8 protein-coding genes are annotated in these 14,396 nt (G+C 70.2%); 1 reads left to right on the top strand and 7 read right to left on the bottom strand.

The genetic code is table 11. The annotated features are described in order from the left end of the window. Positions 1-22: 22 nt before the first annotated feature. From ERL55_RS04500 to ERL55_RS04490, 3 genes are all read right to left on the bottom strand, one after another. A complete protein-coding gene (locus tag ERL55_RS04500) occupies positions 23-1,357 on the bottom strand; it encodes a TldD/PmbA family protein (protein WP_129135363.1) in 1,335 nt (444 codons plus the stop codon). Between the two features lie 17 nt (positions 1,358-1,374). Then, the gene (locus ERL55_RS04495) at positions 1,375-3,006 is read right to left on the bottom strand and encodes a TldD/PmbA family protein (RefSeq protein WP_164972115.1); all 1,632 of its coding nucleotides are present in this window, start codon (positions 3,004-3,006) and stop codon (positions 1,375-1,377) included. A 161-nt stretch (positions 3,007-3,167) separates the two neighbouring features. Further along, positions 3,168-4,796, bottom strand: a complete 1,629-nt coding sequence (locus tag ERL55_RS04490; protein WP_164972114.1) for a TldD/PmbA family protein — start codon at positions 4,794-4,796, stop codon at positions 3,168-3,170. 189 nt (positions 4,797-4,985) lie between these two features. Here ERL55_RS04490 and ERL55_RS04485 point away from each other — a divergent pair, with 189 nt between their 5' ends. Beyond that, entirely contained in the window at positions 4,986-6,797 is a 1,812-nt protein-coding gene (locus ERL55_RS04485; RefSeq protein ID WP_129135362.1) for a DUF885 domain-containing protein, read from the top strand. 40 nt (positions 6,798-6,837) lie between these two features. Here ERL55_RS04485 and ERL55_RS04480 read toward each other — a convergent pair whose 3' ends face one another. From ERL55_RS04480 to ERL55_RS04465, 4 genes are all read right to left on the bottom strand, one after another. Then, a complete protein-coding gene (locus ERL55_RS04480) occupies positions 6,838-8,070 on the bottom strand; it encodes a GGDEF domain-containing phosphodiesterase (protein ID WP_164972113.1) in 1,233 nt (410 codons plus the stop codon). A gap of 31 nt (positions 8,071-8,101) precedes the next feature. After that, positions 8,102-9,343: an HD-GYP domain-containing protein gene (locus tag ERL55_RS04475; protein ID WP_129135360.1), complete on the bottom strand. Its 1,242-nt coding sequence runs from the start codon at positions 9,341-9,343 to the stop codon at positions 8,102-8,104. 266 nt (positions 9,344-9,609) lie between these two features. Further along, a complete protein-coding gene (locus ERL55_RS04470) occupies positions 9,610-10,368 on the bottom strand; it encodes a 2,3-dihydro-2,3-dihydroxybenzoate dehydrogenase (protein WP_129135359.1) in 759 nt (252 codons plus the stop codon). Between the two features lie 35 nt (positions 10,369-10,403). After that, on the bottom strand, positions 10,404-14,369 hold the full coding sequence (locus tag ERL55_RS04465) for a non-ribosomal peptide synthetase (RefSeq protein WP_129137204.1): 3,966 nt from the start codon (positions 14,367-14,369) through the stop codon (positions 10,404-10,406). Between the last annotated feature and the right edge of the window lie 27 nt (positions 14,370-14,396).

Genomic DNA, 14,396 nt, shown 5'->3' with positions numbered 1-14,396 from the left:
GAGGAGGGCCGGCCTTCCATCATCACACCGCGTCGGAGAGCGAGCTGAAGGTGAAGTCACGCAGGCGCATCGGCGGCAGCAGCATCGCGAAGCTGGACTCGTCACCGGAGACCAGCACCGGGCGGCCGAGCTCGTCGATGTTGTTGAGCATGATCACCGGCGATTCGTTGAAGCGGAAGTTCTTCACCGGATGCACGATGCGGCCGTTCTCGATGTAGAAGGTGCCGTCGCGGGTCAGGCCGGTCAGCAGCACGGTCTGCGGATCGACCATGCGGATGTACCAGGTGCGGGTGACCAGGATGCCGCGGTCGGTGCCCGCCACGAGATCTGCGGTGGTGCCTTCGCCACCGGCCATGATCAGGTTGCCGGGGCTGCCCACCGCACGCTGGCCCTGCTGCTGCGCCCAGTAACGCGAGTAGTTGAGGTTGACGACCTTGCCGTCCTGGATGATCGGCATCGCCTCGCGCGGCAGGCCCTCCCCGTCCCAGGGCATCACCGGTGCATCCGGATGCCACGGGTCGGCGGAAATGTTCACCCGTGGGTCGTAGATCTGCTCGCCGAGCTTGTTGCCGCCACCGGCCTTCGACAGGAAGCTGCGGCCCTCGTCGGCGGTGCGCGCATCGAAGAAACGCATCATGAAGGAGATCAGGCCGGCGGCCGCGTGCGGCTCCAGGATCACCGTGTACTTGCCCGGCTCCAGTGCCCTGGCATCGGCGGATTCGGACGCCTTGCGCATCGCCACGCGGATGTCGCGGCTGGCGTCGAAGTCGCTGGCGTTCTTGAGGCTGCGGCCGACCCAGCCCGAGCCGGTGCCGTCGGCGGTACGCACGGTGCAGGTGTAGTTGAAGTTGGTGCCCTGCTGGTAGCCGAAGTTGCCGTTGGAATTGGCGAACGCGGTGAAGTTGCGGCTGTCGAGCAGGAAGCCGGCTGCCACCAGGTCCGCCTCGCGGCACGGCAGGATAGAATCGGCGGCCACCTGCGCGCGGAATTCCGGCGTGATCGCCGCGGTGGATTCGCTGAAGGTCGGGCTCGGGCGGTAGTTCTGCTTGCCGATCGCTGGCATGAACTCCGGGTTCTCCGGCGCCAGGCGGGCGAGGTCCTCGGCGCGGCGCACCACGCGCTCGAGCGCGGCATCGTCGAACTCGTTGACGGTGGCGGTGCCCACGCGCCGGCCGAACGCGACCTGCACGGCGAGCTCCACATTGCTGACGATGCCGCTGGTGGACACGTTGTTGAGGGCGAAGCGGATATTGCCGTCGATGCCGCCATTGAGGGTGGCGGTGCACTCGTCGGCGGTGGACAGTGCGACGACCTTCTCGAGGATGGTGCGCGCCTGCTCTTCGGTATAGATGGTCATGTTGCGGAGTCTCCTGGTCAGCCGAGCGAGCGGGCGGTGTTGATGATGTTGATGCCGTTGAAGCGGGTCGTTGCCGAACCGTGCGAGACCGCCGAGACCTGGCTCGGCTGGCCCTTGCCGTCGAAGAACGAGCCGCCGAGGCGGTAGTCACGCTCGTCGCAGATGGCCGCGCACGCGCCCCAGAATTCCGGCGTGCGGATCTGGTAGGCGACGTCCTCGACCATGCCGGTGATCTCGCCGTTCTTGATCTCGTAGTACAGCTGGCCGCCGAACTGCGCGTTGTAGCGCTGCTGGTCGATCGAGAACGAACCGTCGCCGACGATGTAAATGCCGTCCTCGACGTCGGCGATCATCTCGGCCACCGTCAGCGGCGTCCTGCCTGCCGCCAGCGACACATTGGCCATGCGCTGGAACTGCACGCTCGACCAGGAATCGGCATAGCAGCAGCCGTCGGACTCGGTCTTGCCGACGATATGCGCCTGGTCGCGGATGGTCTGGTAGTCGACCAGGGTGCCGTCGCGCACCAGATCCCAGCGCTTGGTCGGCACGCCCTCGTCGTCGTAGGCCACCGCGCCGAGGCTGCCCGGCTGGGTCTTGTCGGCGAACAGGGTGACGATGTCGCTGCCGTACTGCAGGTTCCCGCGCTTGTCGAGCGTGGCGAAGCTGGTACCGGCGTAGTTGGCCTCGTAGCCGAGCACGCGGTCGAGTTCCAGCGGGTGGCCGACGTTCTCGTGGATGGTCAGCCACAGGTTGGACGGATCGAGCACCAGGTCGTAGCGGCCCGGCTTCACCGACGGCGCGCGCAGTTTTTCCTGTGCCTGCTTCGCGGCGGCGATGGCGTCCTCGCGCATGTCGTAGGAGGTGCCGTAGTTCACCACCCCGTTGGGCGAAACGTACTTCTGCGACGCGTCGCCATCGAGGTACTCGTAGCCCATGCCCATCGGTGACGACAGACCGGCACGGGTGCGGAACTTGCCGCTGGTCTTGTCGATCGCGGTGACGGTCATCGGCACCCAGATGCGGTGGACGTCCTGGTCGATGTACGAGCCGTCGGTGGAGGCGAAATATTTCTGCTCGTTGACCAGGAACATCATCGAGTTGACGAAGCTGGCACCGGCGCCGAGCGCCGCGGCGTTGACGCCGAGCAGCAGGTCGACCTTGTCCTTGACCGGCACGTCCATGCTGTTCTTGCGGATCGGCGTACGCCACGAGACCTCGCCCAGCGACGGCGCCGGCGCAAGCCGCACCGGCTCGGTCTGGATCTTCGCGTTGGCACGTGCGATGGCGGTGGCCTGGCGAGCGGCCTCGGCCACGCCGTCATCGGTGAGCGTGTTGGTGGCGGCGAAGCCCCAGGCGCCGTTGGCGATGACGCGCACGCCGACACCGGTCGACTCGGTGTTGACCACGTTCTGCACCTTGTCCTCGCGGGTCATCACGAACTGGCGCAGGTAGCGGCCGATGCGCACGTCGCAGTAGCTGGCGCCGGAGCCGGTGGCCGCCTGCAGCGCGGCGTCGGCGAGCCGTTTCTTCGTGGCCACGTCGATGGTGGTGACGAGTTCGTCGGCGGCGATCGCGCGCCCGAACACCGATGGCAGGACGAGCCCGCCGATGCCAAGGCCGCCAAGGGCCAGGAAGTCGCGTCGTTGCAAGGCAGTTCTCCCCAAATATGCGCGCGACGGCTGCCGCGGCGGTGGTACAGCGGTGGTCGCGATGGCCTCACGTGGCTGCTCGCGACGCTCGATGGTTCCGGCATGGTGCACGGATCGGGCTGGTTGCGCCTGCGGCGACGGCCGCCGGCAAGGTGGATCGCCTACAGGCTCCTTGCCGTGTTGATGATGTTGATGCCGTCGAAACGCGTGGTGGCCGAGCCGTGCGACACCGCCGACACCTGTCCCGGCTGCCCCTTGCCGTCGAAGAACGAGCCGCCGAGGCGGAAATCGCGTTCGTCGCAGATCGCCGAACACGCGTTCCAGAACTCCGGCGTGCGGATCTGGTAGGCGGCGTCCTCGACCATGCCGGCGATCTCGCCGTTCCGGATCTCGTAGAACAGCTGGCCGCCGAACTGCGAGTTGTAGCGCTGCTGGTCGATCGAGTACGAACCGCGGCCGTGCACGTACAGGCCGCGCTCGACGCCGGCGATCATCTCCGCCACCGTCAGCGGCGCCTTGCCCGGTGCGAGCGAGACATTGGGCATGCGCTGGAACTGCACGCTCGACCACGAATCGGCATAGGAGCAGCCATCGGATTCGGTCTTGCCGAGGATATGGGCCTGGTCGCGGGTGGCCTGGTAGTCGACGAGGATGCCGTCGCGCACCAGGTCCCACTGCTTGGTGGGCACGCCCTCGTCGTCGTAGCCGACGGCGCCGAGGCTGCCCGGCCGGGTCCTGTCGGCAAACAGGGTGACGATGTCGCTGCCCCACTGGTAGCTGCCGCGCTTGTCGAGCGTGGCGAAACTGGTGCCGGCGTAGTTGGCCTCGTAGCCGAGCACGCGGTCGAGCTCGAGCGGGTGGCCGACGTTCTCGTGGATGGTGAGGAACAGGTTGGACGGATCCACCACCAGGTCGTACTTGCCCGGCTGCACGGAGGGCGCGCGCAGCTTTTCCTGCGCCTGGCGCGCGGCCGCGATCGCGTCCTCGCGCATGTCGTAGCTGCGGCCGTAGGCAACCACGCCGCCCGGCAGCTCGAAGCGCTGCGAGCGGTCGCCGTCGAGATATTCGTATCCCATGCCCATCGGTGCCGACAGCCCGTCGCGGGTGCGGAACTTCCCGCTGGCCTTGTCGATCGCGGTCACAGTGAACGGCACCCAGATGCGGTGCACGTCCTGGTCGATGTAGGAGCCATCGGTGGAGGCGAAGTACTTCTGCTCGTTGATGACGAACATGCGCGAGCTGACGAAGCTGGCACCCGCCCCCATCGCCGCGGCATTGACGCCCAGCAGCAGGTCGACCTTCTCCTCGACCGGCACTTCCATGCCATTGCGCACGACCGGCGTGCGCCAGGCCACTTCGCCGAGCGCCGGTGCCGGTGCCAGCCGCACCGGTTCGACCTGCAACCGCGCATTGGCGCGCGCGATCGCCGCCGCCTGGCGTGCGGCATCGGCCACCGCCTGCGTGGTCAGGGTGTTGGTGGCGGCGAAGCCCCAGGCACCGTCGACGATGACGCGGATGCCGGCGCCGATCGACTCGCCGTTGACCACGTTCTCGACCCGGTCCTCGCGGGTCATCACGTACTGGCGCAGGTAGCGGCCGATGCGCACGTCACAGTAGCTGGCGCCGGCATCGCGTGCGGCCTGCAGGCCCGCATCGGCCAGCGGCTTCTTCATCGCCGCGTCGAGTGGCGTGGCCAGCACCTCGGCGGCGACGGCGCGGCCGAACCAGCCCGGCACCAGGACACCGGCGGCACCCAGGCCACCGAGGGCGATGAAGTCGCGTCGTTTCAAGGCAGTGCTCCAGCGTGCATCACGGCGATGCGGGTATGTCACCGACGCATGCCGGCCCTGCCCCGATTCTCGACACTGCGGCGCGTGAAAGGCATAGGCCGATGGTCATGCATCGCGATGCAGGGTGCGCACATCGGACGCGGCGACTACGCTTGCCGCCCTGCCGTCCCACGTTCGCGGAGTGCTTCGATGCGCCACAGCCTGCTTGCCCTGTCCCTGATCGCTGTCCTCGCCGGCTGCCAGCCGTCGACCACCCCCGCCACCACGGACAGCCCTGCTGCCACGACCACCGTGGCCGCACAGGGTGAGGCCGACCAGGCCTTTGCCGCACTCGCCGACCGCGCGCTGGCCACCTGGTTCGAGCAGTCGCCGATCAGTGCCACCCGCACCGGCGAGCATCGCCACGATGCGCGCATCGACGACCTCAGCGCCGAAGGACGCCAGCGCGCGGTGGATGCCAACCGCGCCCTGCTGGCCGAACTCGATGGCATCGACGCCAGCCAGCTGTCGCGCGAGAACCAGGTCGACGCACTGCTGCTGCGCAACCGGCTTGAAGCCACCATCTGGAACGTGGAAACGCTGCAGTCCTGGGCCTGGGACCCGCTGCTCTACAACGGCCTGGCCGGTGGCGCGATCTACAACCTGATGGCACGCGAGTTCGCGCCGCTGCCGGAACGCCTGGCCTCGGCGACCGCGCGCATGGAAGCGCTGCCGACGCTGTTCGCGCAGATGCGCGACAACCTCGATCCGGCGCGGGTGCCGAAGGTGCATGCGGACACCGTGGCACGGCAGAACCGCGGCCTGCTGTCGCTGATGGACCAGTTCATCACCCCTCACGCCGGCAGCCTCGATGGCGAGGCACGCACGCGCCTGGATGCCGCGGTAGCCGGTCTGCGCGCCGCGGTCGAGGAGCACCAGGCCTGGATCGACGGCACCCTGGTGCCGAATGCCGCAGGCGACTTCCGCATCGGTGCGGAGCTGTTCGACCAGAAGCTGCGCTACTCGCTCAACGCCTCGCTGTCGCGCGAGGAGATCCGCCAGCGCGCCGAGGCCGATATCGCGCGCGTGCGAAGCGAGATGTACGCCATCGCGCAGAACGTCCTGAAGGACCGCGACGGCGCCCCGGCGTTGCCGGCGACACCCGACGATGCGCAGCAGCAGGCGGCGATCGAGGCAGCGCTCGAACTCGCCTATGCCGAACGCCCCGCCCGCGACCAGGTGTTCGACTTCGCGCGGCAGACGCTCGACGTCGCCACCGCATTCACCCGCGAGCACGACCTGGTCACCGTGCCGGATGCACCGGTGCGCATCATCGAGATGCCGGAGTTCCAGCGCGGGGTGGCCGTGGCCTATTGCGACTCGCCCGGCCCGCTGGACAAGGGGCTGGAGACCTACTACGCGATCTCGCCGATCCCGGACGAGTGGAGCGACGCGCAGGCGACCTCGTTCCTGCGCGAGTACAACGACCGCATGATCCACCTGCTGTCGATCCACGAGGGCGTGCCGGGGCACTACCTGGAGGGCGCGCACTCGGTGGGTCATCCGTCCACGCTGCGTGCTGTACTGCGCTCCGGCCCGTTCGCCGAAGGCTGGGCGGTGTACACCGAGGAGGTGATGGCGCAGGCCGGCTACCTCGACCACGACCCGCTGTTCCGGCTGGTGCAACTGAAGTTCTACCTGCGCTCGGTGGCCAACGCGATCCTCGACATCGGCGTGCACGTCGATGGCTGGGAGCGCGAGCAGGCGATGGAACTGATGGTGCGCACCACCTTCCAGCAGGAGAGCGAGGCCGCCGGCAAGTGGATCCGCGCCCAGGTGAGTTCCGCGCAGCTGCCGACCTACTTCGTTGGCGCGCAGGAACATTTCGACATGCGCCGTGCGGTCGAGGAGAAGCGCGGCGATGCGTTCGACCTCAAGGCCTACCACGACGAGGTGCTGTCGAAGGGCGCGCCGCCGGTGCGCTTCGTGCGCCAGCTGATCCTCGACGAACCGATCGGCTGACCCGCAGCCGGTACCGGCGCGCCGTCGCCGGATGCCGCGCTCAGACCCCGGCGGCGGACACGATGTCGGTCGCCGGGCGCGGGCGGCCGATCACGTAGCCCTGCGCGCGATCGCAACCGAGGTCGCGCAGCAGTGCCAGCGTGGCCTCGTCCTCCACCCCCTCGGCGACCACCTCGAGGCCCAGGTTGTGCCCGAGATCGACCATCGAGCCGACGAGATGGCGGGCGCGGTCGCTGGTGGCGATGTCGATCACGAAGCTGCGGTCGATCTTCAGCTCGTCGGTGGGCAGCCGCTGCAGGTAGGCCATCGACGAATAGCCGGTGCCGAAATCATCGATGGAGATGCGGATGCCCTCGTCGTGCAGCTCCGCCAGCACGCCCTGCGCGCGCACGACGTCGCGCATCAGCGCACTCTCCGTCACTTCCAGCGCCAGCGCCGCTGGCGGCACCTGCCAGACCCGCAGCAGATCCATGACCTGCAACGCGAAGCCGGGCATCTGCAGCGCCACCACCGACAGGTTCACGTTCATGCGCACCATATGGCCCTCGCGCCGCAGCTGCGCGAGATGGCGCAGCGCCACGGTGAGGCTCCAGCGCGTGAGTTCACCGATCAGGCCCGTGCGTTCGGCCTCGCCGACGAATGCCGGTGGCGGCACCATGCCGATGCGCGGGTGGTTCCAGCGGGCCAGCGCTTCGTAGCCGGAGATGCGGCTGTCGTGCAGGTCGAGGACCGGCTGCAGGTACAGCTCCAGCTGGTTGCGGGCCAGGGCATCGCGCAGTTCGTCATGGGTGAAGCTGTCGGCATGCACCGGCCGGTGCCAGAAGGCGAACCCGTCCGCCTCGTTGCGTGCCTCGTGGCAGGCCTGGTCGGCGTGCAGGCACAGCGCGTCGGCGTCGGTGCCATCGGACGGGTACAACGCCAACCCCACGGTCACCGACGGATGCAGCTGCCAGCCTTCCAGCATCAACGGCTGCCCCAGCGCGCGCACCAGCTTGGCCGCCGCAAGCGCGGCGTGCTGGCGCCCGCGCACACCGGGCAGCAGCACCACGAACGCATGTTCGCCGATCCGCAGCACCGTGTCCTGGGCACGCAGGCTGGCGACCAGCTTCGCTTCCATCGCGGCGGCGAGCGCATCGGCCACCGCGTAGCCCAGCGACAGCTCGGTTTCGCGCGTGCGCCGGCCACGCACCACCAGCACGGCAAGCTCGTCGTCGCCGCCGCCGGCAGCGATCGCCTGCGCCACCGCCTGCATGGTCGCGCCGCGGTTCAGCACCGGTCGCGCGCCAGCCGCGCGGTTGCCGGGTTCACAGGAACAGCTCGACCGGATCGAGGCCGCATTCGTCCGGCGACAGCGCCCCGACGATGCGGATGGCGGCATCGCGATCGCCCTGCATCATCAGATCCAGCGTGCCGAAGTGGTCCAGCACCTCGCGGTCGGGGGTGGTCAGCACCATCACCCGCGGCATCAGCCGGCGCGCGGCGTTCTGCGCCATGACGATGGCCACCTCGCCGGTATTGAGCTCGACCAGCGAACCCACCGGGTACACGCTCATGCACTGCATGAACTGCTCGACGACCTCGCCGGCATACGCGGTACCACGTCCACGGTAGAGCTGCTGCAGCGCGACGTGCTGCGCCATCGCCGGCCGGTGCGGACGGGGGCTGGTCATCGCGTGGTAGGAATCGATCACCGCGGCGATGCGCCCCAGCAGCGGGATGCGGTCGCCTTCGAGCGCGGCCGGGTAGCCATTGCCGTCGATGCGCTCGTGGTGGGTCGCGATCATCTCGCAGACGTGCGCCGGCACCGCCGCGCCATGATCAAGCAGGTCCAGCGCATGCTGGACATGGGCCTGCACCTCGCGCATTTCCTGCGCGTCCAGCGTTCCGGGACGCGCCAGCAGCTCGGGCGGCACGCGCAGCTTGCCGATGTCGAGCAGCAGCGCCCCCGCGGCCAGATCCACCAGCAACGGCTCCGGCAGCCCCAGGTGGCGGCCGAGCGCGGCGGCCAGCGCGCTGCAACCCAGCGCGTGGTCGTAGGCGTAGTCGCCACGCTCGCGCAGCCGGTCCACCCACAGGAAGGCGTCGGCATTGCGCACCATGCTGCGCACCATCGGCTCCACCGCCTCGCGCACCTCGCCGGCGGCAATCGGCCGGCCGGCGCGGACCTCGTCGAGGATGCGCGTGGCCAGGCGCACCACCTCGGCCTGCGCCTCGCGCGCCTGCGGCAGCTCGGTGTCGAACGCCGCGAGCTGCGGATACGCCTGGCTGTGCTGCAGCGCCTCGATCTCGCTGTTGTCGAACACCGGGCCCACGTCGCGTGCCGGTGCGGCGACCACCACCGGTTCCAGCGGTGCCACGCCCAGCAGGGTGTCGACATAGACCCACTCGCACAGCGACGCCAGCAGGTCGATGTCGGCCTGGTCGGCGATCATCACCCCCTGCAGCGGGAACGGCGTGCCTTCCCAGTCGCGATCGAGCCGGCAGACATACATGCCCTCGACGAGGTCCGCGACGGCGACCTTGCGTTCCTCAACCCTCAGGGCCATTCCCTCGTTCTCCGGATCCGTTGCTGACAGTGACCCACATGAGCCGCACGGACACGCCTGGCGCCCTGCCCGCTATCCCGGTGAGATCGGCCGCTCCCGCGGTTTCTTGAGGGCCACCGGTCCCGCGCGCGGGCCGCCACGACGCACCCCCTACAGCCTGGACACCAGGCCGGAGTATGCGCGAACCGCGGCGCGGGCCGTGAGGCCCGGGTGGCGGTCACCGGACCCTCCCGCGGCTGCACCGCCGGGCCGCCCCCCGGTCCGGCTCAGGCCCGCAGGGTGGCGCCACCGTCCACATAGAGGTCGCTGATGGCGATATGCCCGGCCTGCTCGGAGAGCAGGAACATCACCGCGTTGGCGATATCACCGGGTTCGGCGAGCTTGCCCAGCGGGATCCCGCTCTTGAAGTTCTCCAGGGTGCCGGCGATGACCCGGGCCTCGCCCCCGTCGTCGGCCCACATGCCGGTCTGCATGGGGGTCCGGGTCGAGCCGGGAGCAACGACGTTGCAGCGCACGCCGTGTGGTGCCAGTTCGAGGCCGAGGCAGCGCACGAACATCGTGGCCGCGGCCTTCGACGCGGCATAGGCGGCCATGGCCTGGCGGGGAATCCCGGCGGCATTGGAGCCGACCACCACCAGGGCGCCACGCCGGCGCGGCGCCATCACGCGGGCCAGGGCGCGGCCGACGTGGAAGACCCCGTCGGTATTGACGGCGAACGTGCGGCGCCATTCGGCGTCGGAGGTCCCGGTGACGGCAGTGGTGGACAGCACCCCGGCGACATGGGCGGCGAGGTCGATCGGGCCGATGTCGGCTTCGACCCGCGCGACCAGTGCATCGACCGCGGCGGAATCGGTGACGTCGAGGGCGAAGGCATGGACGTTGTCGGCCTTGATTGCCGGTACGGCGACGTCGGTGGCGATCACCGTCGCACCGCTATCGCGCAGCAGCGCGACGACCGCGGCGCCGATGCCGCCCGCGGCGCCGGTGACCAGCGCGATCCTGCCTTCAAAGCCGGTGAGATGCATGGCGGGTCCTGGGGTGATCGATGGAGAGGTTGCCCTCACCCCTGCCCCTCTCCCGTCGACGGGAGAGGGGTTGCGGAGTGCGGGCGTTGCGCGGGCAAGCGATCGTGCGTGCGGTCCGATTCGAACCACCGCAACCGGGCATCGAGCAGCGGGGCGATGCGCGTGGTGGCATCGCGACCGGTGAGTTCGGCGTGCAGGAACGGCAGCTCCACCGCTTCGACGTGCGCGGCGTGCGGCGCCCACAGCGAGGGCTGCAGCTGCGGACGGTTGGCATGGTCGTTGCCGGCGCGCACATGCAGCAGGGTGCCGTCGTAGCGCGCGTGGTGGTGCTGGCGCACCAGCCGGTTGGTATCGGTGACCGTGCGCACCACCCCGTCGAGCACCCCGCCCGGCAGGTTGCCGAGCGCGCTTTCGCCGCGGCGCAGGAAGTCGACGATGGCCTCGCGGGTGGTGAGTTCCGGATGCCCCTCGGGGTCGTAGCCGGCGATGGCCAGCAGGGCGCGCAGGGCGGCGACGGGATCGGGTTCCGGCTCGGCGCGCCAGCACTCCGCCGGATAGGCATCGAGCAGTGCCAGCACGCCGACCTCGCGCCCGAGCGCGCGCAGGCGCACCGCCATCGCATGGGCGAGGATGCCGCCGACCGACCAGCCGAGCAGGTGAACCGGCCCTTCGGGTTGCAGCATGGCCACGCGTTCGACGTAGCCCGCCGCCAGTGCATCGATGCTGGCCGGCAACGGCTGCGCCAGGTCCAGCGCCGGCGACTGCAGGCCATGCACGTCGCGCGCGGACGACAGCGCACGCGCGAGTTCGCGGTAACACCAGCTGATGCCGCCGGCGGGATGCACCACGAACAGCGGTGCCTGCCCCGGATCGCCACGGCGCAGGCGCACCAGCGGTGCGAGACCGTGGTCCGGCGCTTCCTCTTCGGCGTCGATGCGCGCGGCGAGCGCCGCGACCGTGGGCGTCGCGAACAGCGCGCCAAGACCGGGGTCGCGGCCGAAGCGGCGCTGGATCGCCATCAGCAGGTGCACCGCCGACAGCGAATCGCCGCCCAGGGCGAAGAAGTCGGCGTCGGCGGGAACCGCCCCGGCATCCACGCCCAAGGCCTGCGCGAACAGCGCGGCCAGCGCCTGTCCGGTGGGCGAACGCGGTGCCTCGCCTGCGGCTGCCCCGTGCACCGGTGCCGGCAACGCGCCGCGGTCGAGCTTGCCGTTGGCGGTCACCGGCCAGTCGTCCAGCACCACGAATGCGGCCGGCACCATGTAGTCGGGCACGCGTGCGGCCACCGCGGTGCGCAGCGCGGCGAGGTCCACCGCGCCTTCCGGCTGCAGGTAGGCGACCAGGCGGCGGTCACCCGGCCGGTCCTCGCGCACGATCACGCCGGCCCGGCGCACCGCAGCGCTGGCGAGGATCGCGGACTCGATCTCGCCGAGTTCGATGCGCAGGCCGCGCAACTTGACCTGGTGGTCGCTGCGGCCGAGGAACTCCACCGCGCCATCGCGCCTCCAGCGTGCGACGTCGCCGGTGCGGTAGAGGCGCGCGCCGGGCACGTGGGGATCGTCGATGAAGCGCTCGGCGGTGAGGTCGTCGCGGCCGAGGTAGCCGCGTGCGAGCTGCACGCCGCCAAGGTAGAGATCACCGACCACGCCCGCCGGCAACGGCCGCATCCGCGCATCGAGCACGTACAGCCGCGTGTTCCACACCGGAAAACCGATCGGCACAGGGCGCGAGATGTCGTCCGCCGACGCCGGCCAGTAACTGACGTCCACCGCCGCCTCGGTAGGACCGTAGAGGTTGTGCAGTTCCGCCTGCACGGTGGTGTGGAAGCGGTCACGCAGGTCGGCGCCGAGTTCCTCGCCACTGCAGAACACGCGCCGGACTGCCAGCCCCTGCGCCTGCGGCGCGGCGAGGAAGGCTTCCAGCATCGACGGCACGAAGTGCAGCGTGGTCACGCCGCGGTCGCGGATCAGCCGGGCCAGCGCCAGCGGGTCGCGGTGCGCGTCGGGCGCCGCCACTACCAGCCGCGCGCCGGCCAGCAGCGGCAGGAAGAACTCCCACACCGACACGTCGAAGGTGGCCGGGGTCTTCTGCAGGATGCGGTCGGAGGCGTCGATGCCGTAGTGGGTGCGCATCCATTCCAGGCGATTGACGATCGCGCGGTGCTCCACCACCACGCCCTTCGGCTCGCCGGTGGAGCCGGAGGTGTAGATCACGTAGGCGGCGTCGCCCGGTTGCGGCATGCCTGCGAGCGCGGCATCGGTGTCGGTGCCCCAGGCGTCCGGCACCAGCACCGGCGCGGTATTGCCGAAACGCGGTGCATCGCCCTGGCCCGCCAGCACGCAGACCGGCTTCGCCGACTGCAGGATGCGCTGCAGCCGCGCGTCCGGATGGGCGCGGTCCAGCGGCAGGTAGGCGGCACCGGCACGCAGCGTGGCGACCAGTGCGACGATCAGTTCGAGCGAACGCGGCAGCGCCACCGCGACCACCGCATCGGCGGCCGCACCCAGCGCCTGCAACTGCCGCGCGAGCGCGCGCGTGCGGCGTTCGAGCTCGCCGTAGGTCAGCGACGCACCTTCGAACTCCACCGCGAGCGCGTCGGGCGTCGCCTGCATGGTGTGTTCGATCAGCGCGGACAGGGTGGTGTCCGGCACCAGGTGCGCAGTGGCGTTGACTTCGAACAGGTAGCGCCAGGCCTCGTCCGGAGTGGCCAGCGGCACGTCGTCCATGTGCTCCGCACTGCAGGCGGCGGCAAGGAAGGCCAGCAGGCGCGTGGCATGCGCGGCCACGTCGTCGGCGTCGTAGAGCGCGGGGTTGGCCTCGATCTCCAGGTCGAGCGCATGGGTCGCGTCGCCACGGAAACCGATGGTGACATCGTCGATCGGGCCGGTGCCGAGGATCTCCAGCGAGACCTGCAGAGCCCCCAGTCGCGGCGCGCGGTAGAACGGCTGCACGTTGACCAGCGGGCCGTGCAGGCGGCGCTGGCCACCGAGCAGGCCGAGGTCGCGCCGCAGCTGTTCGCCGCGGTAGCGGCCATGCCGGCGGCCACGCACCAGCGCGCGCGCGATCGCCTGCACGAAAGCGGCGGCGTCCGTCTCCGGCGTCGCCGGTACGCGCAGCGGCAGCACGTTCATCACCATCGCCGGCACCCGCGCCGACGCGCTGCCCAGGCGGCCCATGAACGGCACACCGACCACGGCTTCCTGCTGCCCGGACATGCGCCGGCAGTATTCGGCAGTGAACGCCGTCAGCACGTCCGGCCACGGCTGGCCGATGCGCTGCGCGCTGGCCAGCAGTGCCGCGCGCAGGTCCCCGTCGACGGCGACGACATGGCGGTGGCAGTGATGCGCGGCCGCGGCGAAACCGCCGCCGAGGCCGGTCGCCGCGGGCATGCCGGCCATGGCCTCACGCCAGAAGGCGGCGTCCTTCCCGCGACGCTCCGAGACACGGTAGGCGGCGTCCTCCTCGAACACCGGCAGCAATGCCGCAAGCGGCGCGCCGGCGTCTGCATCGCCGCTTGCGCCATACAACGCGCAGACCCGACCGGCGAACAGCGCCATGCCGTAACCGTCGGTGGCGAGGTGATGCACGCGGAAGTACCAGACGAAGCGATCCGCACCCAGCCGGTACAGGTGCTGCACCGCGAGGCGGTCGCGCGCCGGATCGACGGGGGTGCCGCGGTCGCGCCCCATGGCGTCGCGCGCGGCGGCCGCGGGATCGACGGCCGTCGACAGGTCGATCACTTCCAGCCGCGGCAGGTGCGCGTCGTCGACGACCTGCCGGGGACCGTCGTCGCCATCACGCATGCGCAGCCGCAGCGCAGTGGCTTCGTGCGCGGCGCGGTCGGCAGCGCTGGCGAACGCCGCGACATCGAGCGCGCCATCGATCCACAGCGCATGCGCGGTATTGAACGCCGGGTTGTCCGGCGCCAGCCGCTGCGCATACCACAGGCCGGCCTGCGCCTCGGTCAGCGGCCAGCCGGTGTCGGCAGCGACCTGCGGCATGGCCTCACCGGCATCGGGAACGACGCT

Source organism: Luteimonas sp. YGD11-2, assembly GCF_004118975.1.
In the GTDB taxonomy this organism is placed as follows: domain Bacteria; phylum Pseudomonadota; class Gammaproteobacteria; order Xanthomonadales; family Xanthomonadaceae; genus Luteimonas; species Luteimonas muca.
Note: the sequence above shows the minus strand (reverse complement) of the source record. Positions and strands in the feature narration are given on the sequence as shown.

Excerpts from the sequence above, each read along its gene's own strand:
- ERL55_RS04500 (WP_129135363.1), bottom strand. The coding sequence starts at position 1,357 with ATGACCATCTATACCGAAGAGCAGGCGCGCACCATCCTCGAGAAGGTC.
- ERL55_RS04470 (WP_129135359.1), bottom strand. The coding sequence starts at position 10,368 with ATGCATCTCACCGGCTTTGAAGGCAGGATCGCGCTGGTCACCGGCGCC.
- ERL55_RS04475 (WP_129135360.1), bottom strand. The coding sequence starts at position 9,343 with ATGGCCCTGAGGGTTGAGGAACGCAAGGTCGCCGTCGCGGACCTCGTC.
- ERL55_RS04485 (WP_129135362.1), top strand. The coding sequence starts at position 4,986 with ATGCGCCACAGCCTGCTTGCCCTGTCCCTGATCGCTGTCCTCGCCGGC.
- ERL55_RS04465 (WP_129137204.1), bottom strand. The coding sequence starts at position 14,369 with ATGCCGCAGGTCGCTGCCGACACCGGCTGGCCGCTGACCGAGGCGCAG.